Source organism: Nocardioides halotolerans DSM 19273 (assembly GCF_000422805.1).
GTDB classification, from domain to species: domain Bacteria; phylum Actinomycetota; class Actinomycetes; order Propionibacteriales; family Nocardioidaceae; genus Nocardioides; species Nocardioides halotolerans.
The window spans coordinates 1-21,560 of record NZ_AUGT01000030.1 but is presented as its reverse complement, the minus strand read 5'-3'; the positions used below and the strand labels follow the sequence as shown (position 1 = coordinate 21,560).

Genomic DNA, 21,560 nt, shown 5'->3' with positions numbered 1-21,560 from the left:
CGCAGGTTGCCACAGGTCTGCTAGGCAGTGTCCATGGGAGTTCCCGGGACCAACCCGCCGCCACCAGGGCTGGCCGAGACCGAGCTGTTCGCGGTCGACGCCTACCGCACCGAGTTCGACGCGACGATCACCGAGGTCGACCACGAGGGCGGGCGGATCGCGCTCTCGCGGACGGCGTTCTACCCGGTCGGCGGCGGACAGCCCAGCGACACCGGCACCTTGCAGACGGCGGCGGGCGCGCTCGCCGTGACCGGCGTACGCCGTGAGCGCGGCACGATCTGGCACACCCTCGCGCCGGACGCCGGCGAGCTCCCCGCGGTCGGCGCGGAGGTGCAGGGGGAGATCGACTGGGACCGCCGGCACCGGCTGATGCGGACCCACACGGCGCTGCACATCCTGTGCGGGGTGATCTGGGCCGACTACTCGATCCCCGTGACCGGCGGCAACATGGAGCCGATGAAGGGGCGGCTCGACTTCCCCTTCCCGGAGATGTCCACCGAGCTCGGCAGCCAGGTCGAGCGGCGCATCAACGAGGAGATCGCCAGGGCGCACGAGATCGTCGTCGACTTCCTCCCGCGCAGCCTCGCCGACGCCGACCCGGCGCTGATCCGGACCTCGGCCAACCTGATCCCGCAGGAGATCGACCCGCTCCGGGTCATCGACATCGTCGGCCTCGACCGGCAGGCCGACGGCGGGACGCACGTGCTGTCGACGGCCGAGGTTGGCGGCGTCCGGGTCGTGGGCACCGAGAGCAAGGGCAAGGACAACAAGCGGATCCGGATCGAAGTGGTCGACGCCCAGGGAGACACCGCATGACGAAGGACCATCTCATCGGGCTGCTGCTGGGTGCCGAGGAGGACTGGCCGCGCGCGTTCGAGGAGATCCTGCGCCGGGTCGGGCCGCTCGACGTGGGGGGCGAGACGCACACCGTGTCGAGCGAGCGCCTCACCATCGAGCCCTTCCACCTCGACGACCCGGTGCGCACCGAGCTCGTGATCGACCGGCTCGCGCACTGGTACTACCACCCGCGCGAGTGGCTGAAGAAGGCCGCGCTGGTCAACGGCACCTACCTGCTCAACAGCCCGTTCACGTTCCAGTCGATGGAGAAGCACAGCGCCTACTGCGCGCTGGTCCGGATGGGGTTCAAGGTGCCGCCGACGACGCTCGTGCCCTACAAGAACCCCGTCGACAACGTGAGGTGGGCCTACACGTCCGAGCGCTACAACCGCGACTTCGACCTCGACCGGCTCGCCGAGGAGCTCGGCTACCCGCTCTACATGAAGCCGTTCGACGGCGGGGCCTGGCGCGGAGTCTCCCGGATCGAGGGCCGCGACGACCTGCACCGCGCCTACGACGAGTCCGGCGAGATGCTGATGCACCTGCAGGCGACCGTCGACTACGAGCACTTCGCGCGGGCGCTGTCCATCGGCCCCGAGACGATGGTGATGGACTTCCGGCCCGACCAGCCGATGCACCTGCGCTACGCCGTCAACCACGGCTTCCTCTCCGAGGCGGCGGGACGGCAGACGGTGGCGACGTCGAGGATCGTCAACGCGTTCTTCCGCTGGGAGTTCAACTCCTGCGAGATGCTCGTGGTCGGCGACGACGTGCACCCGATCGACTACGCCAACGCCTGCCCCGACGTCTCGGTCACCTCGCTCCACTACTACTTCCCGTGGGCGATCACCGCGCTGGTGCGGTGGGCCACCTACTGCGTGGTCAACGGCCGGAGGTCGGCGGTCGACCTGCAGACCAGCCGCTACTTCGAGGTCGCCGACGACGCGTCGCTGTCCTTCGACGACAAGCTGGGCCGCTACCTCGCCCTGGCCGACGAGCACTTCGAGACCGAGCGCTACTGGGAGTGGTCGAGCCGGCACCTCGCGCACCTGCCCGAGGCGGTGCTCGAGTGGGTCACGAGCGACGACTTCGACCGTCTCCTCCGCGACACCGTCGCCGCGACGTACCCCCCGCACGAGCAGGAGCAGTTCCTCGCCCACTTCCGCGGGCTCGTCGGGCTGTGGGCCTCCGACCAGGTCGGGCTGGTCACGTGAGGTTCACCGAGAGGGAGCTGACCCTCGCCCTGGAGGGCGCGGCCAAGAACGTGCTGGCGGTCCAGGACAAGACGGTGCGCAAGAAGCAGCGGACGGCCGACGAGGCGTGGGACGCGCTCACGAAGTTCCAGCGGTTCCAGCTGCTCGACGGCCTCGGCGACCAGCTGCTGCCGGTGCTGGTCGGCCTGCCCGACGTCGAGGTGGCGCCCGGCAACCGGCCGACGTTCTCCGACGCGCAGCTGCGCACCGCGGTCGAGGAGCGGCTCGAGCCCGGCCTCAAGGACGTCAAGCGGCGGGTGGTCGTCGAGGCCCGGGTCGCGCTGCTGCGCACCGCGCTCCAGGCGCTGCCGCCCCGGGCCGACCCCGACGCGCTGGTCGTGCCCGACCACCTCTGACCGGCCTGCCGGGGTAGTCCGTGACCCAAGGGGCCCGAGAGGTGGGGATCGAGGGCCGTTGAATCACGGACTACCCAGCCAGAGCCGAGTCCACGACCGCCTTCGCCTCGGCCTGCACCTCGGCGAGGTGCTCGGGTCCGCGGAACGACTCGGCGTAGATCTTGTAGACGTCCTCGGTGCCGGAGGGCCGGGCCGCGAACCACGCGGACTCGGTCGTCACCTTCAGGCCGCCGATCTTCGCGTGGTTGCCGGGCGCCTCGGTGAGCTTGGCGGTGATCGCCTCGCCGGCCAGCTCGGTCGCGGTCACGTCGTCGGGCGAGAGGGCGCCGAGCTTGGCCTTCTGCTCGCGCGTCGCGGGCGCGTCGACGCGGGCGTACGCCGGGTCGCCGTGCTGCGCGACCATGTCGGCGTAGTGCTCGCTCGGGCTGCGGCCGGTCCTCGCGACGATCTCCGAGGCGAGCAGCGCGAGGATCAGACCGTCCTTGTCGGTGGTCCAGGTGCTGCCGTCCGTGCGGAGGAACGACGCGCCGGCCGACTCCTCGCCGCCGAAGCCGAACGACCCGTCGATCAGGCCGGGCACGAACCACTTGAACCCGACCGGCACCTCGACCATCGGCCTGCCGAGCGACGCGGCGACCCGGTCGATCATCGAGCTCGACACCAGGGTCTTGCCGATGCGCGCCGACGACGGCCAGCCGGGGCGGCCGCCACCGAACAGGTACTGGATCGCGACGGCCAGGTAGTGGTTCGGGTTCATCAGCCCCGCGTCGGGCGTGACGATGCCGTGCCGGTCGGAGTCGGCGTCGTTGCCCGTGGCGATCGCGTAGGTGTCCTTCTGCGCCACGAGCGAGGCCATCGCCGACGGTGAGGAGCAGTCCATCCGGATCTTGCCGTCCCAGTCGAGGGTCATGAACCGCCACGTCGCGTCGACCAGCGGATTGACGACGGTGAGGTCGAGCCGGTGCCGGGTGGCGATCTCGGCCCAGTAGTCGACCGAGGCGCCACCGAGCGGGTCGGCGCCGATCTTCACGCCGGCGTCGCGGATCGCCTCGAGGTCGACGACCGAGGGCAGGTCGTCGACGTAGGTGCCGAGGAAGTCGTAGGAGCTCGCCGCCGCGCGCGCCCTCGTGAACGGGATGCGCCGGACGCCGTCGAGGCCGGCCCGGATCAGCTCGTTGGCCCGGTCGGCGATCACCGTGGTCGCGTCGGTGTCGGCCGGCCCGCCGTGCGGGGGGTTGTACTTGAAGCCGCCGTCGCGCGGCGGGTTGTGCGAGGGCGTCACCACGATCCCGTCGGCCAGGCCCTCCGACCTGCCGGTGAGGTCCTTCCCCCGGTTGGCGCGGATGATCGCGTGCGAGACGGCCGGCGTCGGCGTGTAGCGGTCGCTGCTGTCCACGAGCACGGTGACGTCGTTGGCCGCCAGCACCTCGAGCGCGGTCGCCCACGCCGGCTCCGAGAGGCCGTGGGTGTCGCGCCCGACGAACAGCGGACCGTCGTACCCCTGCTGCCTGCGGTAGTCGCAGATCGCCTGGGTCGTGGCGAGGATGTGCCACTCGTTGAACGCCGTGTCGAGCGACGAGCCCCGGTGGCCGCTGGTGCCGAACACGACCTGCTGCTCGACGACGTCGGGCTCGGGGACCAGCGTGTAGTACGCCGTCAGGAGGTGGGGCAGGTCGACGAGGTCCTTCGACTGGGCGGGCTGTCCTGCGCGCGGGTCGGGCATGAGGCCATCATGCCGCCGAGGGCGCGGGAGACTAGCCGCCGGACACCCACGCGCGTGGCCGAACCGTCGGCATCGTCCCAATTGACGAGGACGCCGCTGGACCACCCGGCTCAGTTCGGGTCGAGACGGGCTGAGTCCGGGCGAAGCCGCCCCGGGAGCCCGCCTCGTCGGGTGTCATTTCTGTCATGGCCCTGCTCGACCTCCCTGCGACTGCACCTCTGCCGCAGGCCGCGGTGGAGGTCGAGCAGGGGCCTGTCCACCCGCAGCTGCGGATGGTGCTGCGCAGGGTCGGGCTCAACCTGCTCGTCGCGTGCGTGGTCCCGGGCATCGTCTTCTACACCCTGTTCGTGAGCGCCGGGATCTGGCCCGCGATCGGCGGCGCGCTGATCTGGTCCTACGGCGCCATCGCGGTCCGGGCGCTGACCGGCCGGCGCACGTCGGGGATGCTCCTGCTGACCGCGGGCGTGCTCACGCTCCGGACGATCGTGGCCCTCGCGGCGCAGAGCACGTTCATCTACTTCCTGCAGCCGGTCCTGACCGACCTGCTGATCGGGACCGCGTTCCTGGCCTCGGCGATGACCGCCCGACCGGTGGTGACGCGGCTGGCCGGCGACTTCTATCCGCTCACCGACGAGCTGCACGCGCGACCCGGCATCAGGAGGCTGTTCCGGCGCCTCACGCTGCTGTGGGCCACCGCGCTGCTGGCCAAGGCGGCGGCGGTGTTCACGCTGCTGGTCAGCCAGCCGCTGACCACCTTCGTGCTGGCGAAGGGGATCGTCGTGCCGGTCACCAACGCGGCCTGCATCGGGCTCACGATCGTGGCGGCCACTGCCGTGGCCCGGCACGAGGGGCTGCTGCCCTCGCGCGGCGCAATACTGCGCACATGGCACTCACGGCACTCGAGGACTTCCCCCGCCACCCGCTGACCTTCGGCCCGAGCCCGGTGCACCCGCTGCCCCGGCTCAGCGCCCACCTCGCCGCTGAGGGCGGCGGCGCGCAGGTGTGGGCCAAGCGCGAGGACTGCAGCTCGGGGCTGGCCTACGGCGGCAACAAGACCCGCAAGCTGGAGTACCTCGTGCCCGAGGCGCTGGCGCAGGGCGCGGACACGCTGGTCTCGATCGGCGGTCACCAGTCCAACCACACCCGGCAGGTCGCCGCGGTCGCCGCGCACCTCGGGCTCGGCTGCGTGCTGGTGCAGGAGAACTGGGTGCCGGACTGGACCGACCCCCTCAGCACCCAGGTCGGCAACATCCTGCTGAGCAGGGTCATGGGGGCCGAGGTGCGGCTGGACCCGGCGGGCTTCGACATCGGGTTCCGCGATTCATGGCGGCAGGCGCTGGAGGACGTCGAGCGGCGCGGCGGAACGCCGTACGCCATCCCCGCCGGCGCGTCCGACCACCGCCTCGGTGGCCTCGGGTTTGCGAGGTGGGCCCACGAGGTGGCCCAGCAGGAGGAGGAGCTCGGCGTCTTCTTCGACACGATCGTCGTCTGCACGGTCACCGGCTCGACGCACGCCGGCATGATCGCCGGGTTCGCGGCGCTGGAGGAGGCCGGCGGCCGGCCCCGGCGCGTGCTCGGCATCGACGCCTCGGCGACGCTCGACAAGACCCGCGAGCAGGTCGGCCGGATCGCACGCAGCACCGCAGAGCTGATCGGGGTGGGGCGCGACCTGCGTGACGACGAGATCACCGTGCTCGAGGGCTGGGCCGGTGACGTCTACGGCGTGCCGGTGCAGTCGACGCTCGACGCGATCCGGCTGACCGGACAGCTGGAGGGCGTCGTCCTCGACCCCGTCTACGAGGGCAAGTCGATGGCCGGGCTGATCGACCTCGTGCGCAACGGCGACATCCCGCGCGACTCGACCGTCCTCTATGCACACCTCGGCGGGCAGCCCGCCCTCAATGCCTACGCCTCGCTGTTCGCGGAGACAGACCGCGTCTAGGGACGCGCTTCCCTAGGTCGCAGACGGCCGCTGGTCGAGCGGCAGGGTGCCGCAATGCGCCATGCTGCGCCACGTGGGATTCGTCATGGCGCTGGTCCTGCTGCTCGCGGGATGGCTGGCGATCGGGCCGTGGGTGCTCGCGCTGCTGCTGGCCGCCCTGCTGGTGTCAGCCTCGCGCCGGCGGATGCGGCCCCACCGGTGGGCGCTCGCCGCGGTCGTGGCCGTGGTGGCGGTCGCGATCGGGGTGGTGGTCGTGGTGCCGGACGGACGGCTGCCCATCCCGCCGGGAGGCGGACTGCTCGTGACGTCGTCGTACGACGGGCACGCGGTCGAGGCGCAGCCGATCGACCTCGCGGTGCCGCAGCACCCCGCGCTGGCGCCCAACGGGAGCAGCTCGATGCACGACGACTCGTGGGCGACCGACAGCTACCAGGGCGCCGGCCCGCTCGGGCGGGACCCCGAGGTGTCGTCGGCGTGGTACGGCCTCGAGGAGTGCGCGACGCTCGCGTTCGACGCCGAGGGCCGGCTGGTCGCGCTCTGCGGCAACCGCGTCGGGCCGGTCATGCACGTGCTCGACCCCGGCACCATGCGGCCGGTCGACACCTTCGACCTGCCCGAGCGGGAGAAGTCCGACAAGCGCCCGTGGGAGGACCTCTGCGGCGGCGCTTACTTCTACCTCGACGGCGACGACCGCGCCGTCGTCGCCACCACCGACCGGCGGGTCCTCACCGTCGACACCGACGGGCTCGAGCAGGTCGACGAGGTCGACCTCGGCGACGTCGTCCCGGACGACGACTGCCTGGTCGCGCTGCTGCCGGACTGGTCGGGCAACCCGTGGTACGTCACCCAGGACGGTCGGGTCGGCGTGGCCGGCGGCGCGGACCCGTTGTCGCTCGACGGCGAGATCGCCAACTCGGTCGCGGCCGACGACACGGGCGTCTACCTGGTCACCACCGAGGCGTTCGTCAAGGTCGCGCTCGACGACGCGGGCGCGCCCGAGATCGTCTGGCAGACGGCGTACGACAACGGGGAGGAGAAGAAGCCCGGGCAGCTCAGTGCTGGCAGCGGCACCACCCCGACGGTGCTGCCCAGCGGCCTGGTCGCGATCACCGACAACGCCGAGCCCCAGATGCACGTGCAGTTCTACGACGCCACCGACGGCGACCTGGTGTGCGAGGCCGCGGTCTTCGGCAAGGGTGAGAGCGCCACCGACAACTCGCTCGTCGCGGTCGGCGACGCGAGCGTCGTGGTCGAGAACAACTACGGCTACCAGGCGCCGTGGACGACGATGCTCGGACGCGCGACGCCGGGTGGGCTGGCGCGGGTCGACGCCGACCCCGCCTCGGGCGAGTGCACGGTCGGGTGGCAGTCCGACGAGGTCGCGCCGACGTCGGTCGCCAAGGTCTCGCTGGCCACCGGCCTCGTCTACGCCTACACGACGCGCCCCTCGTGGTGGGGCGTGAGCGCGTGGTACCTCACCGCGATCGACGCCCGCACCGGCGAGACCGCGTGGTCGGTCCGCACCGGCACCGGCACGCTCTACAACAACCACTACTCCGCGGTCACGCTCGGGCCGGACGGGTCGGCGTACGTCGCCACGCTGGGCGGCATGGTGCGGGTCACCGATCGGGGGTAGTGCCGCGGTCGCGGCGCCGCTTGATCTCTGCGCGCGCGATGACGTAGGCGACGACGACGGGCCAGACGTACTTCACCTTGTCGAGCACCCACCACACGCGGTCGGGGACGTCGGGGAGGTCCGGCAGGTCCGGTGCCGGCAGGTCGGGGAACGGGATCGACGGCAGGTCCGGGGACGGGACGTGCGGCCACGGGACGCGGATGGCGAGGTGGACCGCCAGGCCGGTCAGCAGGATCGGGACGATCACCTTCGCCGCGCCGCCGAGGGCCGCGAGGCCGGCGTAGCGGTTCGGGTGCGCGCGCAGCCTCTCGTCGTGACGCTCGGCGGGACTGCCCGGCTCGGGCGCCAGGTCGAGGCCGCCCAGCCGGACCAGAGCTCCGGCGTCGTCCCCGTCGGGGTAGAGCGTCGCGCGCCGCGGGGCGCCGAGGGCGGAGTAGTAGACGAAGAGCCTGGCCGGATCGCCGTCGACCCGGAGGGAGACCTTGTCGTTCATGGTCCTGCGCTCGGCCAACAGCTCGCCGTCGACGTACCACCGCACGCGGTGGGCAGCCGTGCGTCCTGCGACGACGCGGTGCTCGCGGCCGTCGTGCACGAGGGTCCAGACCTGCTCCGGCGGCACGTGCCGACGCTAGGAGCTCCGCAAGCCCCGTCACATCAGGCGACGGTCGCTCGCGGTATGACTTTGGTCGTGGTCACCATCCGTCCCGCGCAGCCCGACGACGCACCGGAGGTCGCTGCCGTCTGGCAGGCCGCCTGGCACGACGGCCACCGCGGCCACGTCCCGGACGCGCTGGTCGAGGCGCGCGACGGCGCGTACTTCGCGCAGCGCAGCCGCGACCTGCTCGACCACGTCACGGTGGCGGTGGACGGCGAGCGGGTGCTGGGCGTGCTGATCACGAGCGGCGACGAGCTCCAGCAGCTGATGGTGAGCGACGCGGCGCGCGGGAGGGGAGTCGGGGGGCTGCTCCTCGCCGAGGCCGAGCGCCTTGTCGGGGCCGACGGCTTCAGCCGGATCTGGCTGGCCGTGGTGCCGGGCAACACCACCGCGCGCCGCTTCTACGAGAGCCACGGCTGGGTCGACCGCGGTGAGGAGGTCTACGACGCGGTGACGCTCCAGACGACGACGGTCGCCGTGCCGGTGCGGCGCTACGTCAAGGACCTCACAGGGCGACCACCGCGGTGACCGCGAGCGCGATGCCGGTGGCGTAGGTGCCGAGGGCGCCGACGTCGCGCAGCGGGACGTGCGCGGCCATCGACCTGCTCGTCAGGAGCGCCACCGCGTGCAGCCAGCGGAACGACGTCGCGGCGATCGCCAGCGCGTCCAGCCACCAGCCGTCGGTGAGGGTCGCGCACACGACGATGAGCACGGCGAGCGTGGGGACGTACTCGCTCGCGTTGCCGTGCGCCCGCTGCGCGATGAACATGCGGTCGGCCGGGTCGCTGGGCGCCTGGTTGCCGGTGGCGCCGCGGATCGCACGGTGCCGGGTGACGTTGGCGCCGAGCACGAAGACCAGCAGGCCGAGGAGCGCGACGCAGACGACGGGGATGGTCGGCGGGGGAGTCATGACGGGAGTTCCTCTCGGGTGGTGGCGTGCGTGGTCAGCAGCCGGCGCACGATCACGGCGCTGAGGTCGGTGCCGAGCAGGGCGTCGGTCTTGTGCATGCCGCCCGGGCAGGTGACGTTGACCTCGATGAGGCGCCCGTCGATGACGTCGAGCCCGGCGACCGCGATGCCGTGCGCGACCAGCCGGGGCGCGAGCGCGTCCGCGATCCGGCGGTCGGTCTCGTCGACGGTCGCGGCCGTGACCGGCGGGCCGATGCGGAAGTCGCCCGGGTCCGGGCGCCGCAGCACCGCGCCGACGATCTCGCCGTCGACGAGGAAGAGCCTCTTGTTGCCCTCGTCGACGGAGGGCAGGTACTCCTGCACGATCACGTGCCGCCCGCCGGCCGTGGCCGACTCGGCGAGCGCCCGGCAGCCCCTCCCGCGCTCGAGCAGCCAGACGTCGGTGCCCGCGAAGCCGTCGACCGGCTTGACCACCGCCGCGGCGTACGTCGCCACGAAGGCCTCGACCTCGGCCGGGCTGCTGGTGACGAGCGTGGCCGGACACAGGTCAGGGAGGTGGAGGGCCACCAGCTTCTCGTGCAGCGCGCGCACGCCGACCGGGTGGTTGACCACGCGGACGCCGGCCGCCGCGGCCAGGTCGAGCAGGTAGGTCGTGTGCAGGTAACGCGCGTCGACGGGTGGGTCGATCCGCAGCCAGACCAGCTCGCAGGTGTCGGCGACGTCGAGCGTCGCGCGCTCGACCTCGTCGTACCAGCCCGGCTCGACGACCCAGCGGTGGTCGGCGCCCCGGCGCCGGGGCCGCAGGCGGACGTGCCGGGCGCGTGCCACCAGGCGACCCCCGGTGACCCCCAGGCCCGCCGGCTCGCACACCCACACCTCGGCGCCCTCGGTCTGGCAGGCGTCCATGAGGCCGACCGACGCGTCGATGTCAGCGGCCAGCCCGTCGAGCGGGTCGGTGACGAAGAGCGTCCTCACGCGACCGCTCGATCCACGGGCGCGAGGTCCCCCGCCGCCGCCGCGTGCCACAGCTCGGCGAGGTGGGGGGCCTCGGGCTCGAGCCTGGCCAGGGCGCGGCGACGGACCTCGTCGTCGTAGACCAGTCTCGTGAGGGCGCCGACGACCTCGCCGATCCGCTCCTCCGGTTGCGCGTCGAGGAAGCGCACCTCGAGGTAGCGGCCCCGCGGCCGCACCGGTGGGAACAGCGTCGACAGGTGCTCGCCGGGACCCGTGAACCGCGTGGCGGACCGGGCGAACGTCGCGTAGGCCGCCACGAGGTCCGGTCCGTGGAGCAGCCGGTCGTCGAACGCCGTGCGGCCGGGGTCGACGGCCAGCCAGGTCGCGAGGCGGGAGCCCGGCCCGGTCGAGCGGGCGTACGCCGCCGCGACGCGCGGCCCGGCCAGGTGGAGCACCCGCCACTGCTCGAGGCCGGCCCGGCCCGGCCACCAGTCGAGGCAGACCTGGGTCGAGGCGGTGCAGCGCATCATCCGCCGGCCCGCGGGACCGATGGCGTCGAAGTGCGCCTGCATGGCGACGTAGCGCGCGGAGGTCAGCTGCAGCGGCACCTCGGCCGGCGTGCGCTCGTCGACGGGGGAGGCGTCGAGCACGATCCCGGCCGCCGCGAGGTCGGCACGCAGGGTCGCGACAGTCCGCCGCAGCCGCGGCACCACGAGGTGCGCGGCGCCGCACGCCTGGTTGAGCTCGACCTGTCCGCCCGGCTCGAAGGAGAGCTCCGTGGCGGTGGCGGCCCGCACCCGCTCGACCGCGACGGGCGCTCCGGTCGCGGCGTCCCGGGTGAGGAGCTCGTGCTCGATCCCCACCCGCGTCGTACGGCGGTTGGCGGCGCCGGGGAAGAGTCGTGCGACCGGGTCCATGACAGCTCCTGATATCGTAAGGTAACCTACCGAAATAATGTAAGGAAGCCTTACGGATGTCAAGGGACAAACCGGATCGGAAGCCGTTGATCGCGCTGGTGCACAACGCGGACAAGGCGTTCCAGGCGCACATGGTCTGGAGCGCCCACGAGCGCGGTCGGCCCGACATCAAGCCGGCGCACAACTTCCTGTTCGCGATCCTGGGCGACGACGGCGACCGCGCCGCCAACCTCGCGGTCCGCGCCGGGATCACCCGTCAGTCGATGGGCGAGGTGATCCGCGACCTCGTCGACATCGGCATCCTCGAGATGGCTCCGGACCCGAACGACGGGCGGGCCAAGATCGTGCGCTACACGCCCGAGGGCAAGGCGTTCGCGAGCGCGGGCTACCGCCACCTGCGCGAGCTCGAGCAGCGCTTCGAGGCGGAGTTCGGCGCCGACTACGAGGCGACGCGGGTGGTGCTGGAGCGCGTCGTCGGCCTGCTCAGCGACACGGCGGCAGATCCCGGTCAGGGATAGCGGATCCCCGTCGTCTCCTCGCTGAGCTCCCACAGCCTGCGCTGCGCGGCCTCGTCGTGCGAGAGCGCGGTCGAGGTCACGACCTGCGGCGTGCCGGTGAGCTCGCCGAGGCCGTTCGGTCCGACGTACGTCGAGCCGGGGAGGTCGGCGGTCGCGGCCATCAGCAGCGGCCACGCGCCGCGGGCGGCCGACTGCGAGACGGCCCGGACGGTGGCGTCCAGGATCGTGGCGATGCCGCCACTCGGGCGGCCGTACTGTCCGTTGGCGGCGAGGTGGGTGCCGGCGAATCCGGGGTGCGCGGCGAGCGCCTTGAGGGGGAGCTCCTTGGCGCGCGCCCGGCGGTCGAGCTCGTAGGTGAAGAGCAGGTTCGCGAGCTTGGAGCGGCTGTACGCGGCCCACTTCGAGTAGCGGCCGTGGTGGACCCGGGGGTCGCCGAGCGGTGCCGAGCGGGCAGCGCGATGCATGCCCGACGAGACGGTCACGACGGTGGCGTCGTGGCTTGCCAGCAGCTGGGGCAGCAGCAGCCCGGTCAGCAGGAACGGCCCGAAGTGGTTGGTCGCGAGCTGGAGCTCGAGACCGTCGGCGGTGACCTGGCGCGGCGTCCCCATCACGCCGGCGTTGTTGACCAGCACGTCGACCGGGCCGAAGGCGGTCGCGGCCTCGGCGGCCCGCCGCACCGAGCCCAGGTCGGCCAGGTCGACCTCGAGCCGCTCGAGCGCGGCGCCCGGGACCTCCTCGTCGATCGTCTCGGCGGTCTCGTCGAGCTTCGCCGGGCTGCGTCCGGCGAGGACCACGCGAGCGCCGCGCCGGGCGAGCTCGAGGGCGGTGTGGTGGCCCAGCCCACCGACCGAGGTGCCAGTGACGATCACGGTGCGCCCGGCCTGGTCGGGGATGTCCGCGAGCCGCCAGGCGTCGACCCCGGTGGAGGTCATGGCGTGGTCGCGAGGCTCGCGAGCAGCTGCCCGCCGAGCTGCTGGTCGCCGTCGACGGTGACCTTCCCGGGCTCGGGCGCGCAGCGACCGCCGGCGAGGCGGACGAACGACTCGCGGTCCAGGTGCAGGGTCGTCGTCGGCTCGGCGGGCGGCTGGACCCGCTGGCCGCGGCCGTTCTTGTCGATCTCGAAGGCGAACGGCGTGCTGCCCTCCATGTCGAGCACCACGCTGGTGCCGACCGGGGCGCCGACCTTCTTGCCCAGGACGTAGCCCAGGCTCTCGGCGAGGTACTCGGCCGTGTGCCGGGCGGCCGCGGAGTCCATGTTGCCCGGCCGGCCGACCGCGCGGCGTACGTCCTGCTCGTGCATCCACACGTCGAGAGGGCGGTTGCGCAGCAGCGTGCGCCAGGTCCACGGGACGCCGCCGAAGATCACCGCCGGCTTGGCGCCGCCGTCGGTCGGCGGGTCGGCGAGCAGCGCGGTGTGCCGCTTGGTGACCGCCTCGCGGAGCTCGTTGATGATGGCGTCCGCGCTGGCGTCGCGGCGGTTGACGACGCCGATCTCGGTGTAGTGACCCATCGGGCCGGTCACGTGGGCCGGCTCACCGACCTCAGCGGTCTCCTCGGGGTTGCCGGCGAGGACGCCCTCGAGGTGGGCGGTGTGGCTGGCGCACGCCCGGACGTCCCAGCCGGCCAGGTCGGTCGGCGTCGTCCACTCCTCCTCGGGCACCTCCTCCAGCAGGTCGAGGAAGTCGTTGACCGCCTGCCACCAGATCTCGACGTAGCCGGCCAGCTCGTCGCGGTCGTCGCTCATGTGCGGCAGCCTACTGAGGAGTAGGTCCGAGCCGCGCGGCGCAGGCGTACGTTCTGGGGTCGTGACCGCACGCGTCCGCGCCCCCGAGCTCCGCGGCCGGGGTTGGCTCAACACCGGCGGAGCGGCGTACTCCATCTCCGAGCTGCGCGGCCGGTTCGTGCTCCTCGACTTCTGGACCTTCGCGTGCGTCAACTGCCTGCACGTGCTCGACGAGCTGCGGCCGGTCGAGGAGAAGTACGCCGAGGAGCTCGTGGTGGTCGGCGTGCACTCGCCGAAGTTCGAGCACGAGGCGGACGCGGAGGCGTTGGCCGCGGCCGTCGAGCGCTACGGCGTGCACCACCCGGTGCTCGACGACCCCGAGCTGGTCACCTGGCAGGCCTACACCGCGCGGGCCTGGCCGACGCTGGTCCTCGTCGACCCGGAGGGCTACGTCGTCGCGCAGTACGCCGGCGAGGGGCACGCGCACGCGATCGACCGGCTGCTGTCGGACCTGGTCGAGGAGCACCGGGCGAAGGGGACGCTCCAGCCCGCCGGCTCGCCGTACGTCGCGCCGGAGGTGGAGCCGACGACGCTGCGGTTCCCGGCCGATGCGGCACCGCTCCCCGGCGGCCACGCGCTCGTCGCCGACGCCGGTCACGACCGGGTGGTCGAGCTTGACGGCGAGGGCGAGGTCGTCCGGGAGTGGGGCGGCTTCCGGGAGCCGAACGGGCTCTGCGTCGTGGGCGATACGGCGTACGTCGCCGACACGGTCCACCACCAGCTCAAGGGCATCGACCTCGCATCGGGCGAGGTGACCGTGCTGGCCGGCACGGGCGAGCAGTGGATGCAGGGCGACCCGACCGAGCGCCTCAGCAGCCCCTGGGCGGTGGCCTGGTGGCAGGGCCGCGTGTGGATCGCGATGGCCGGTATCCACCAGCTCTGGACCTACGACCCCGCCACTGGCGCCGTCGAGGTGGCGGGCGGGACCACCAACGAGGGCCTGCTCGACGGGCCGCTGGCGCAGGCGTGGTTCGCGCAGCCGTCCGGGCTCGCCCCTGACGGCGACCGGCTCTGGGTGGCCGACGCCGAGACCTCGAGCCTTCGCTACGTCGAGGCCGGAGCCGTGCACACGGTGGTCGGCGAGGGGCTCTTCGACTTCGGCTTCCGCGACGGCCCGGCCGACCAGGCGCTGCTCCAGCACCCGCTGGGCGTCGCCGTCCTGCCCGATCGCAGCGTCGTCGTGTGCGACACCTACAACGGCGCCCTGCGCCGCTACGAGCCCGCGACCGGCGCGGTGACCACGCTGGCCAGCGGTCTCCTCGAGCCCAGCGCGGCCTACCGCGACGACCTCGACCTGGTCGTCGTCGAGTCGAGCGCGCACCGGCTCACCAGGGCGCCGCTGGGCGCGTCGGCCCGCGTCGTCGACGGGTTCAGCCACACCACCCAGCGCCCGGTCACCGAGGTGGCCGCCGAGGTGGACCTGGTGGTCACCTTCGTCCCGCCGCCCGGCCAGAAAGTGGACGACCGGTTCGGGCCGGCGTCCCAGCTCGTCGTCGAGGCGACACCGCCCGCCCTGCTCAAGGACGGCGCGGGCCGCGGCACGGACCTCGCTCGCCGGCTCGTGCTCGACCGGACCGTCGGCGAGGGCGTGCTCCACGTCGCCGCGCGCGCGGCGTCCTGCGACGTCGACGACCAGAACGCGGCCTGCCACGTGCACCAGCAGGACTGGGGCGTCCCGGTCCGGGTCGCCGCCGGCGCGGACGGCGTGCTCGAGCTGCCCCTGGGCGGGTGGGCTTGAGGCGGTCAGCCGAGCGCCAGCATCACTGCGATCGCGAGCATGGTCAGGCCGATCAGCACGTCGAGGACCTGCCAGGCGCGCGGCCGGGCGAGCAGGGGTGAGAACACCCGGGCGCCGAAACCGAGCCCGCCGAACCACAGCACCGACGCGACCGACGCGCCGGCCGCGAACCACCAGCGGCCGCCGTGCCCGTGGGTGTTGGCGATCGAGCCCACCAGCAGCACGGTGTCGAGGTAGACGTGCGGGTTGAGCCAGGTCAGCGCCGTCACCCGCAGCGCCGCCGAACGCCGCGACATCGGCTCGGGCGCGGCCGCGGCGAGGGCGGAGGCTCGGCGGGCACGCAGCAGCGACGTGACGCCGTACCACGTGAGGAACGCGACGCCGAGCCAGCGCACGACGTCGACCACCCAGCCGGCCTGCCGGATCACCGTGCCGATCCCTGCCACGCCGGCGAGGATCAGCACGAGGTCGGAGACCGCGCAGATCACCACGACTTGCAGCACGTGCTCGCGGGCCAGGCCCTGCCGCAGCACGAACGCGTTCTGCGCGCCGATCGCGATGATCAGCGACAGACCGGTCACGAGGCCGGCGGCGGCGGAGTCGAGCACACCGTCACGCTAGAGCCGGCGCCTCGTGCAGACCAGCGCATGATTCTTTAGTTTCATTAGCATTGCTTCATGCGCTACAACGCCGCCGCGGTCGAGGCGCTGGTCGCGATCTCCGACCACGGCACCTTCGAGGCCGCTGCCCGGGCACTGCATCTCACGCCGAGCGCGGTCAGCCAGCGGATCCGATCGCTCGAGCACGAGGTCGGCCAGGTCGTCGTATGCCGCAGCACGCCCTGCGAGCCGACGGAGGTGGGCGCGGCCCTCGTGCGGCTGGGCCGGCAGACCAAGCTCCTGGACGAGGAGGCCCGTGCCGCCGTCGAGGTGCACGGCGAGCGGGTCGACGTCACCGTGGCGGTCAACGCCGACTCGCTCGCGACGTGGCTCCGCGAGGTCCTGGCCGAGCTCGCCGGTCGCGACGACCTCGCGATCCGCCTCGTCGTCGAGGACCAGGCCTGGTCCGCCGAGCTGCTGCGCAGCGGCGAGGCGCTCGCGGCCGTCACCAGCGACCCCGTCCCGGTCCAGGGCTGCCGGGTCGAGCACCTCGGCTTCCTCCGCTACCGGCCGGCCGCCACGCCGGGGCTGGCCGAGCGCTGGCGCAAGGGCAACGGCTACGACTGGCAACGGATGCCGGTCGTGGTCTTCAACGCCAAGGACGACCTCCAGCACGACATCCTGCGCGAGCGCGGCGTCACCGACCCCGACGTCGTCCACCTCGTGCCGACCAGCGCCGACTTCCACGAGGCGGTGCGCCTCGGCCTCGGCTGGGGGATGCTCCCCGAGCCGCAGCTGCTCCCCGACCTCGAGGTAGGGCGGCTGGTGACCCTGGGTCGCCGCACCCACCACGACGTGCACCTGCACTGGCAGCGCTGGCGCATCGACTCCACGGCGCTGGCCACCCTCACCGCCGCCGTACGCCGCGCGGCCGGCGGCACCCTTCGGCGGTGACCGGAGCGTTCCGGTCTCGAGCGGCAGACGATCAGGTCTCGACTCGGCAACGCACCTGTCGCCGGCCGACCCGACGGTCCTAGCGTCGCAGGCATGCGGATCGGCGCCCTCCTCGTCGCGGCCCTGCTCACCCTCGGCGCCTGCGCCGACGACAGCGGCGACGCGAGCGACGACGCCAAGGAGCCGGCCGGCAGCCCCAGCGCGTCCGCGTCTCCGTCGGCATCGCCGTCAGCCGACGAGCCGGAGCCACTCCCCACGGGGAAGGACGACCTGGAGGTCCAGGCGAGCAGCCACCTCTCGCCCGACCTCTTCGCCCCCGAGCTCCGGCTCGACCTGCAGTTCTCCGGCCTGGTCGGCTGGACCAGCGTGCACCGCGGCGCCGACGGCTTCGACCTCGGGCTGCCCGGGCCGGACGCCGACGCGCCGCTCGTCGCGATCGCCTTCCTCGCGCCGGCCGAGGCCACCGCGGCCGAGGCGCTCGCCGCGGTGCGCGACGCCGCCACCGCTGCGGGTGCGCAGGTCAAGCACGTGTCCGGGCCGTTCGACGAGCTCGGCGCGACCGCCGGGGTCGACCTCACCGGCGGGGAGGGCCAGGTCGTCGCGAGCCGCGACGCCGGCATCGCCCTCGACGCGGTGCCCGGTGGACGGCTGCAGGTGTTCGCGACCGACGAGGGCGGGTCACCGTTGCTGATCGCGGTCTTCGCGCCCGACGCGAAGCAGTGGCCCCAGGTCAAGGACGTGGCGGAGCGGCTCTCCGGGGCGCTCTCGTTCGTCTAGGCACGAAGAACGCCCCGCCGGCGGACCGGCGGGGCGCTTCCCTTCGCAGAGGGCCGAGCGGCTAGAAGGCGTCCTCGGACAGGTCCATCACCGACAGGTCGGTCGCCTTGGCGATGGCCACCTCGGCGCTGATGCGCGGGAGGTTGGTCTGGGCGAAGAACTGGGCCGCCGCGATCTTGCCCTCGTAGAACGCGGTGTCCTTGCCGCCCACGTCGCCGGCGAGCTTCTCGAGCGCCACCTCGGCCTGGCGCAGCAGCAGCCAGCCGCACACGACGTCGCCCAGCGCCATCAGCAGCCGGGTGGTGTTGAGGCCGACCTTGTAGATGTTGCGGATCTCGTCCTGCGCCGACATCAGGTCGTTGATCATGTGGCCGACGAGGGCGTTGGCGTCCTCGAGCGCCTGGGCGAGCAGCTCGCGCTCGACCTTCAGCCGGCCGTTGCCGGCCTCGCTGTCGACGAACGCCTGGATCTGCGCCGCAAGGTGCCCGAGCGCGGCACCTTGGTCCTTGACGATCTTGCGGAAGAAGAAGTCCTGCCCCTGGATCGCCGTGGTGCCCTCGTAGAGGGTGTCGATCTTGGCGTCGCGGACGTACTGCTCGAGCGGGTAGTCCTGCAGGAAGCCCGACCCGCCGAACGTCTGGAGCGACTCGGTGCCGAGCAGCACCCACGAGCGCTCCGAGCCGTAGCCCTTCACGATCGGGAGCAGCAGGTCGTTGACCGCCATCGCCAGCCTGGCCTCGTCGGTGTCGAGCGTGCCCTCGTGCTCGAAGACCTGCACCTTGTCCTGCCACGACGCGGTGTAGAGCACCAGGGCGCGCATCGCCTCGGAGAAGGCCTTCTGCACCATCAGCGAGCGGCGTACGTCGGGGTGGTGGGTGATCGTCACCCGTGGGGCGGTCTTGTCGCCGGACTGGGTGAGGTCGGCGCCCTGCACGCGGGTCTTGGCGTAGTCGAGCGCGTTGAGGTAGCCGGCCGACAGCGTGGCGATAGCCTTCGTGCCGACCATCATCCGGGCGTTCTCGATGACCTGGAACATCTGCGCGATGCCGTCGTGCACCTCGCCGAGGAGGTAGCCGCGGGCCGGCTCGCCGCCACCGATCGACGGGTCGCCGAAGGTCAGCTCGCAGGTGTTGGAGACCTTGATGCCCATCTTGTGCTCGACGTTGGTGACGTAGACGCCGTTGCGCTCGCCGGTCAGCTCGCCGGACTCCACGTCGAAGTGGAACTTCGGGACGATGAAGAGCGAGAGCCCCTTCGTGCCCGGGCCGCCCACGCCCTCCACGCCCACGGGGCGGGCCAGCACCATGTGGATGATGTTCTCCTGCAGGTCGGACTCACCGCTGGTGATGAACCGCTTGACGCCCTCGATGTTCCAGGTGCCGTCGTCGTTGGGGGTGGCCTTCGCGCGGCCGGCGCCGACGTCGGAGCCCGCGTCGGGCTCGGTGAGCACCATCGTGGTGCCCCACTCGCGGTCGACGATGTGCTTCGCGATCGTGACGTCGCGCTCGTTGCCGTTGCGCTCGATGACGCCCGCGAACGCCGGGCCGCAGCCGTACATCCAGATCGGGGCGTTGGAGCCCAGGACCATCTCGGCGATCGCCCAGTTGAGGGAGGACGGAGCCGGCGTGCCGCCGATCTCCTCCTTGATCTGGAGGCGCCAGTACTCCGCGTCCATCCACGCCCGGTAGCTCTTCTTGAACGACTCCGGCAACGGCGCGGTGTGGGTCTCGGGGTCGAAGACCGGCGGGTTGCGGTCGCTGTCCTCGTACGAGGCCGCGAGGTCCTCGCGGGACATGCGCTCGACCTCGGCCAGGATCGCGCGGGCGGTCTCGCCGTCGACCTCGGAGAACGGTCCGGTGCCGAGCACCTCGTCACGGCCGAGCACCTCGAACAGGTTGAACTCGATGTCGCGGAGGTTGGTCTTGTAGTGGCTCACGGTGGGGAGCACCTCTTCGTGTCGGTCGTGCGGGTCGGGCTGGCGCCTCGACGGGGCTACTGATGGGTTCTACCAGTCAGTAACTTCATCGTAGGCAGGAGGTCACGGGCCTCGCAAGCGAACCCGGCGAGAGCTGTGACCCGCGTCTCGCTACCGCTCGCAGTTGCGGCGCACCTCGGCACGACAGGTGTCGACGCCGCCGGCGCCAATCACCACGTCACGGCCGCGGCCACCGGAGCCACCCTGCCTCGGCTGGTCGTGTAAGACGACCGAACCGATCAACACATCTGACACACTGGCCCCGTGCGAGTTTCAGCGAAGTCCGACTACGCACTCCGCGCCCTCATCGAGATGGCCTCCTGGTCCGACGGCAAGGCCGTCAGCGCCGAGGAGCTCGGCAAGCGGCAGGAGATCCCGCACGGGTTCCTCCAGGCGATCCTCGCCGACCTGCGCCGGGCCGGCATCGTGATGTCGCAGCGCGGCCAGTCGGGCGGCTGGCGGATGGGCCGCTCGGCCGACTCGGTCTCGGTGGCCGACGTGATCCGCGCGGTCGACGGCCCGCTGGTCTCGGTCTACGGCCTGCGCCCCGAGGCGGTCGAGTACAACGAGACCGCGACGGTGCTCCAGCACGTGTGGATCGCCGCCCGGCGCTCGCTGCGCGACGTCTTCGAGCAGGTGTCGATCCAGCAGCTCGCCGACGCCAAGCTGCCCAAGGCCGTCACCTCCCGGACGGCCGACGAGGACGCCTGGCAGCCGCACTAGAACACGTTCCAGTTCGGCCGGTTTCGCTCTACGATGCGGGGCATGAGCACCTCGGCGATCACCTCGGACGCGATCACCTGGAACGCCCCCGACGACGACCACCCGGCGCGCACCGCCTCGATGCGCTCCTACTCCGCGGTCGCCAAGGGTGACCTCGCCGAGTGGCTCACCGTCTACGCCGAGGACGCCGTCCTCGAGGACCCGGTCGGGCCGTCGATGTTCGACGAGCACGGCCGAGGCCACCACGGCCACGCCGGCCTGTCGGCGTTCTGGGAGCTGGCGATCGCGCCGATCGCGACGTTCGAGTTCGAGATCAACGACTCCTTCGCCAACCCGGCCGGCAACACCTGCGCGAACGTCGGCCGGATCCGGACGGCGTTCTCCGACGGCAGCAGCACGACGACCGACCTGATCATGGTCTACGTCGTCGACGACGGCGGGCTGGTCACGTCGATGCGCGCCTACTGGGAGCCGGACCGAACCATGGCGAGCTTCCGGCACGCCTGACGCCGGTGGTGGAGGTCAGTGCACCCCGTGCCGCTCGGCCCACTCGACCAGCGGCCGGGTGGCCCGCCAGTCCTCGCGGACCAGGTCGAGCAGCTCCGGGGTGTGCACGACCGGCTCGAAGCCGAGCACGTGACTGGCGATGATCGACTTGTGGCGCAGCAGCTCGATGCGCGGGTGGTCCTTGTCGTAGCCGCGCGGCGTCGTCTTCAGCACGTCGCCACCGACCGTGAAGCCCTTCCGCTCCAGCCCGCGCACGATCTTCTCGAGCTCCGCGCCGTAGGTGTCATGCGCGATCGCCGCCCGCAGCGCGGCCAGTCGCGGCGCCTCGGCGCGGTAGTAGCCGCCGCCGGTGCGCACGCCGCGGGGTGAGACCTCGACGTACCACCCGGTCGCCTCGGCCACCCGCACGAAGGCGCCCTGGTGGGTCTTGTAGGGCGTCTTGTCCTTGGCGAACCGGACGTCTCTGTAGGGGCGGAAGATCTTCGCACTCTGCTCGTCGGGGGCGAACTCCTTGGAGAGCGCATCGATCAGCGCGGTCATCGGAGCCTTCACCGACTCGTCGTAGACGTGCTTGTGCTTCTCCCAGAAGCTCTTGGTGTTGTCGACCTCGAGGTCGTCGTAGAAGTCGAGCGCCGCGACGGGGAACCCGGTGAACTCCACGCCCCGACCCTAGAACGGGATGAGTCAGAGCGGATGAGCGACAGCGGAGGAGTCAGAGCGGATGACGAGATTCGAACTCGCGACATCGACGATGAGCAGAGCGTCGCGCTCTGCGCTGGCCGTCGGATCGGTGACAGTGGATGA

Annotated in this window: 23 protein-coding genes; 13 read left to right on the top strand and 10 right to left on the bottom strand. The window is 72.2% G+C overall.

Going from position 1 to position 21,560, the window contains the following annotated elements:
• Positions 1-33: 33 nt before the first annotated feature.
• The 3 genes from G514_RS0109950 to G514_RS0109940 are packed head-to-tail and all read left to right on the top strand — an operon-like array spanning position 34 to position 2,446.
• A complete protein-coding gene (locus G514_RS0109950) occupies positions 34-816 on the top strand; it encodes an alanyl-tRNA editing protein (protein ID WP_051247263.1) in 783 nt (260 codons plus the stop codon).
• Positions 813-2,051, top strand: coding sequence for an ATP-grasp domain-containing protein (locus G514_RS0109945; RefSeq protein ID WP_028651624.1), 1,239 nt, complete (start codon positions 813-815; stop codon positions 2,049-2,051). The genes G514_RS0109950 and G514_RS0109945 overlap by 4 nt, the downstream gene beginning before the upstream one ends.
• Positions 2,048-2,446, top strand: coding sequence for a hypothetical protein (locus G514_RS0109940; protein ID WP_028651623.1), 399 nt, complete (start codon positions 2,048-2,050; stop codon positions 2,444-2,446). The genes G514_RS0109945 and G514_RS0109940 overlap by 4 nt, the downstream gene beginning before the upstream one ends.
• A gap of 70 nt (positions 2,447-2,516) precedes the next feature.
• Here G514_RS0109940 and pgm read toward each other — a convergent pair whose 3' ends face one another.
• On the bottom strand, positions 2,517-4,169 hold the full coding sequence (gene pgm / locus G514_RS0109935) for a phosphoglucomutase (alpha-D-glucose-1,6-bisphosphate-dependent) (protein ID WP_028651622.1): 1,653 nt from the start codon (positions 4,167-4,169) through the stop codon (positions 2,517-2,519).
• 185 nt (positions 4,170-4,354) lie between these two features.
• On the opposite strand from pgm, the gene G514_RS25995 reads away from it, so the two are divergent.
• From G514_RS25995 to G514_RS0109920, 3 genes are all read left to right on the top strand, one after another.
• Positions 4,355-5,095: a VC0807 family protein gene (locus tag G514_RS25995; RefSeq protein ID WP_051247262.1), complete on the top strand. Its 741-nt coding sequence runs from the start codon at positions 4,355-4,357 to the stop codon at positions 5,093-5,095.
• Positions 5,053-6,111, top strand: a complete 1,059-nt coding sequence (locus tag G514_RS0109925; protein ID WP_028651621.1) for a 1-aminocyclopropane-1-carboxylate deaminase — start codon at positions 5,053-5,055, stop codon at positions 6,109-6,111. Before G514_RS25995 ends, G514_RS0109925 begins: the two co-directional genes overlap by 43 nt.
• A gap of 73 nt (positions 6,112-6,184) precedes the next feature.
• The gene (locus G514_RS0109920; protein ID WP_157544709.1) at positions 6,185-7,747 is read left to right on the top strand and encodes a hypothetical protein; all 1,563 of its coding nucleotides are present in this window, start codon (positions 6,185-6,187) and stop codon (positions 7,745-7,747) included.
• Here G514_RS0109920 and G514_RS0109915 read toward each other — a convergent pair.
• The gene (locus G514_RS0109915) at positions 7,731-8,366 is read right to left on the bottom strand and encodes a hypothetical protein (RefSeq protein ID WP_028651619.1); all 636 of its coding nucleotides are present in this window, start codon (positions 8,364-8,366) and stop codon (positions 7,731-7,733) included. The two genes, G514_RS0109920 and G514_RS0109915, sit on opposite strands and share 17 nt — an antisense overlap.
• 69 nt (positions 8,367-8,435) lie before the next feature.
• Between G514_RS0109915 and G514_RS0109910 the strand changes: the two genes are divergently transcribed.
• On the top strand, positions 8,436-8,930 hold the full coding sequence (locus G514_RS0109910; protein WP_245582162.1) for a GNAT family N-acetyltransferase: 495 nt from the start codon (positions 8,436-8,438) through the stop codon (positions 8,928-8,930).
• Here G514_RS0109910 and G514_RS0109905 read toward each other — a convergent pair.
• From G514_RS0109905 to G514_RS0109895, 3 genes are read right to left on the bottom strand one after another with little or no spacing between them, the layout of a single operon-like run.
• On the bottom strand, positions 8,908-9,312 hold the full coding sequence (locus G514_RS0109905) for an MAPEG family protein (RefSeq protein WP_028651617.1): 405 nt from the start codon (positions 9,310-9,312) through the stop codon (positions 8,908-8,910). The two genes, G514_RS0109910 and G514_RS0109905, sit on opposite strands and share 23 nt — an antisense overlap.
• Complete coding sequence (locus G514_RS30645) at positions 9,309-10,286, bottom strand: ATP-grasp domain-containing protein (protein WP_036564417.1); 978 nt, start codon at positions 10,284-10,286, stop codon at positions 9,309-9,311. The genes G514_RS0109905 and G514_RS30645 overlap by 4 nt, the downstream gene beginning before the upstream one ends.
• Positions 10,283-11,182 (bottom strand): glutamate-cysteine ligase family protein, encoded by a 900-nt coding sequence (locus G514_RS0109895; protein WP_028651616.1) that lies wholly within the window; start codon positions 11,180-11,182, stop codon positions 10,283-10,285. The genes G514_RS30645 and G514_RS0109895 overlap by 4 nt, the downstream gene beginning before the upstream one ends.
• A gap of 56 nt (positions 11,183-11,238) precedes the next feature.
• Between G514_RS0109895 and G514_RS29135 the strand changes: the two genes are divergently transcribed.
• Positions 11,239-11,700 (top strand): MarR family winged helix-turn-helix transcriptional regulator, encoded by a 462-nt coding sequence (locus tag G514_RS29135; protein WP_084151969.1) that lies wholly within the window; start codon positions 11,239-11,241, stop codon positions 11,698-11,700.
• Here the strand turns inward: G514_RS29135 and G514_RS0109885 are convergent.
• Both G514_RS0109885 and G514_RS0109880 read right to left on the bottom strand, forming a co-directional pair.
• Entirely contained in the window at positions 11,691-12,632 is a 942-nt protein-coding gene (locus tag G514_RS0109885; RefSeq protein WP_028651615.1) for an oxidoreductase, read from the bottom strand. The two genes, G514_RS29135 and G514_RS0109885, sit on opposite strands and share 10 nt — an antisense overlap.
• On the bottom strand, positions 12,629-13,444 hold the full coding sequence (locus tag G514_RS0109880; protein WP_036564413.1) for a maleylpyruvate isomerase family mycothiol-dependent enzyme: 816 nt from the start codon (positions 13,442-13,444) through the stop codon (positions 12,629-12,631). The genes G514_RS0109885 and G514_RS0109880 overlap by 4 nt, the downstream gene beginning before the upstream one ends.
• A gap of 61 nt (positions 13,445-13,505) precedes the next feature.
• On the opposite strand from G514_RS0109880, the gene G514_RS0109875 reads away from it, so the two are divergent.
• Positions 13,506-15,221, top strand: a complete 1,716-nt coding sequence (locus G514_RS0109875; protein ID WP_028651614.1) for an NHL domain-containing thioredoxin family protein — start codon at positions 13,506-13,508, stop codon at positions 15,219-15,221.
• A gap of 5 nt (positions 15,222-15,226) precedes the next feature.
• On the opposite strand, the gene G514_RS0109870 is transcribed toward G514_RS0109875, so the two are convergent.
• Positions 15,227-15,829, bottom strand: coding sequence for a LysE/ArgO family amino acid transporter (locus tag G514_RS0109870; RefSeq protein WP_028651613.1), 603 nt, complete (start codon positions 15,827-15,829; stop codon positions 15,227-15,229).
• A gap of 69 nt (positions 15,830-15,898) precedes the next feature.
• Between G514_RS0109870 and G514_RS0109865 the strand changes: the two genes are divergently transcribed.
• Positions 15,899-16,774, top strand: coding sequence for a LysR family transcriptional regulator ArgP (locus tag G514_RS0109865; protein ID WP_028651612.1), 876 nt, complete (start codon positions 15,899-15,901; stop codon positions 16,772-16,774).
• Between the two features lie 93 nt (positions 16,775-16,867).
• Positions 16,868-17,551, top strand: a complete 684-nt coding sequence (locus G514_RS0109860; RefSeq protein WP_028651611.1) for a hypothetical protein — start codon at positions 16,868-16,870, stop codon at positions 17,549-17,551.
• 61 nt (positions 17,552-17,612) lie between these two features.
• Here the strand turns inward: G514_RS0109860 and G514_RS0109855 are convergent, their stop codons facing one another.
• Positions 17,613-19,487 (bottom strand): acyl-CoA dehydrogenase, encoded by a 1,875-nt coding sequence (locus G514_RS0109855; protein WP_028651610.1) that lies wholly within the window; start codon positions 19,485-19,487, stop codon positions 17,613-17,615.
• Positions 19,488-19,790: 303 nt separating this feature from the next.
• On the opposite strand from G514_RS0109855, the gene G514_RS0109850 reads away from it, so the two are divergent.
• Together G514_RS0109850 and G514_RS0109845 are read left to right on the top strand one after the other, a co-directional pair.
• Entirely contained in the window at positions 19,791-20,249 is a 459-nt protein-coding gene (locus tag G514_RS0109850) for an RrF2 family transcriptional regulator (protein WP_028651609.1), read from the top strand.
• Positions 20,250-20,291: 42 nt separating this feature from the next.
• The gene (locus G514_RS0109845) at positions 20,292-20,756 is read left to right on the top strand and encodes a nuclear transport factor 2 family protein (RefSeq protein WP_028651608.1); all 465 of its coding nucleotides are present in this window, start codon (positions 20,292-20,294) and stop codon (positions 20,754-20,756) included.
• 15 nt (positions 20,757-20,771) lie between these two features.
• Here the strand turns inward: G514_RS0109845 and G514_RS0109840 are convergent, their stop codons facing one another.
• Positions 20,772-21,416 (bottom strand): DUF2461 domain-containing protein, encoded by a 645-nt coding sequence (locus tag G514_RS0109840; RefSeq protein ID WP_028651607.1) that lies wholly within the window; start codon positions 21,414-21,416, stop codon positions 20,772-20,774.
• Between the last annotated feature and the right edge of the window lie 144 nt (positions 21,417-21,560).

Excerpts from the sequence above, each read along its gene's own strand:
- G514_RS0109865 (WP_028651612.1), top strand. The coding sequence starts at position 15,899 with ATGCGCTACAACGCCGCCGCGGTCGAGGCGCTGGTCGCGATCTCCGAC.
- G514_RS0109925 (WP_028651621.1), top strand. The coding sequence starts at position 5,053 with ATGGCACTCACGGCACTCGAGGACTTCCCCCGCCACCCGCTGACCTTC.
- G514_RS0109905 (WP_028651617.1), bottom strand. The coding sequence starts at position 9,312 with ATGACTCCCCCGCCGACCATCCCCGTCGTCTGCGTCGCGCTCCTCGGC.
- G514_RS0109880 (WP_036564413.1), bottom strand. The coding sequence starts at position 13,444 with ATGAGCGACGACCGCGACGAGCTGGCCGGCTACGTCGAGATCTGGTGG.
- G514_RS0109895 (WP_028651616.1), bottom strand. The coding sequence starts at position 11,182 with ATGGACCCGGTCGCACGACTCTTCCCCGGCGCCGCCAACCGCCGTACG.
- pgm (WP_028651622.1), bottom strand. The coding sequence starts at position 4,169 with ATGCCCGACCCGCGCGCAGGACAGCCCGCCCAGTCGAAGGACCTCGTC.
- G514_RS0109950 (WP_051247263.1), top strand. The coding sequence starts at position 34 with ATGGGAGTTCCCGGGACCAACCCGCCGCCACCAGGGCTGGCCGAGACC.
- G514_RS25995 (WP_051247262.1), top strand. The coding sequence starts at position 4,355 with ATGGCCCTGCTCGACCTCCCTGCGACTGCACCTCTGCCGCAGGCCGCG.
- G514_RS0109845 (WP_028651608.1), top strand. The coding sequence starts at position 20,292 with ATGAGCACCTCGGCGATCACCTCGGACGCGATCACCTGGAACGCCCCC.
- G514_RS0109885 (WP_028651615.1), bottom strand. The coding sequence starts at position 12,632 with ATGACCTCCACCGGGGTCGACGCCTGGCGGCTCGCGGACATCCCCGAC.
- G514_RS0109945 (WP_028651624.1), top strand. The coding sequence starts at position 813 with ATGACGAAGGACCATCTCATCGGGCTGCTGCTGGGTGCCGAGGAGGAC.
- G514_RS0109860 (WP_028651611.1), top strand. The coding sequence starts at position 16,868 with ATGCGGATCGGCGCCCTCCTCGTCGCGGCCCTGCTCACCCTCGGCGCC.
- G514_RS29135 (WP_084151969.1), top strand. The coding sequence starts at position 11,239 with ATGTCAAGGGACAAACCGGATCGGAAGCCGTTGATCGCGCTGGTGCAC.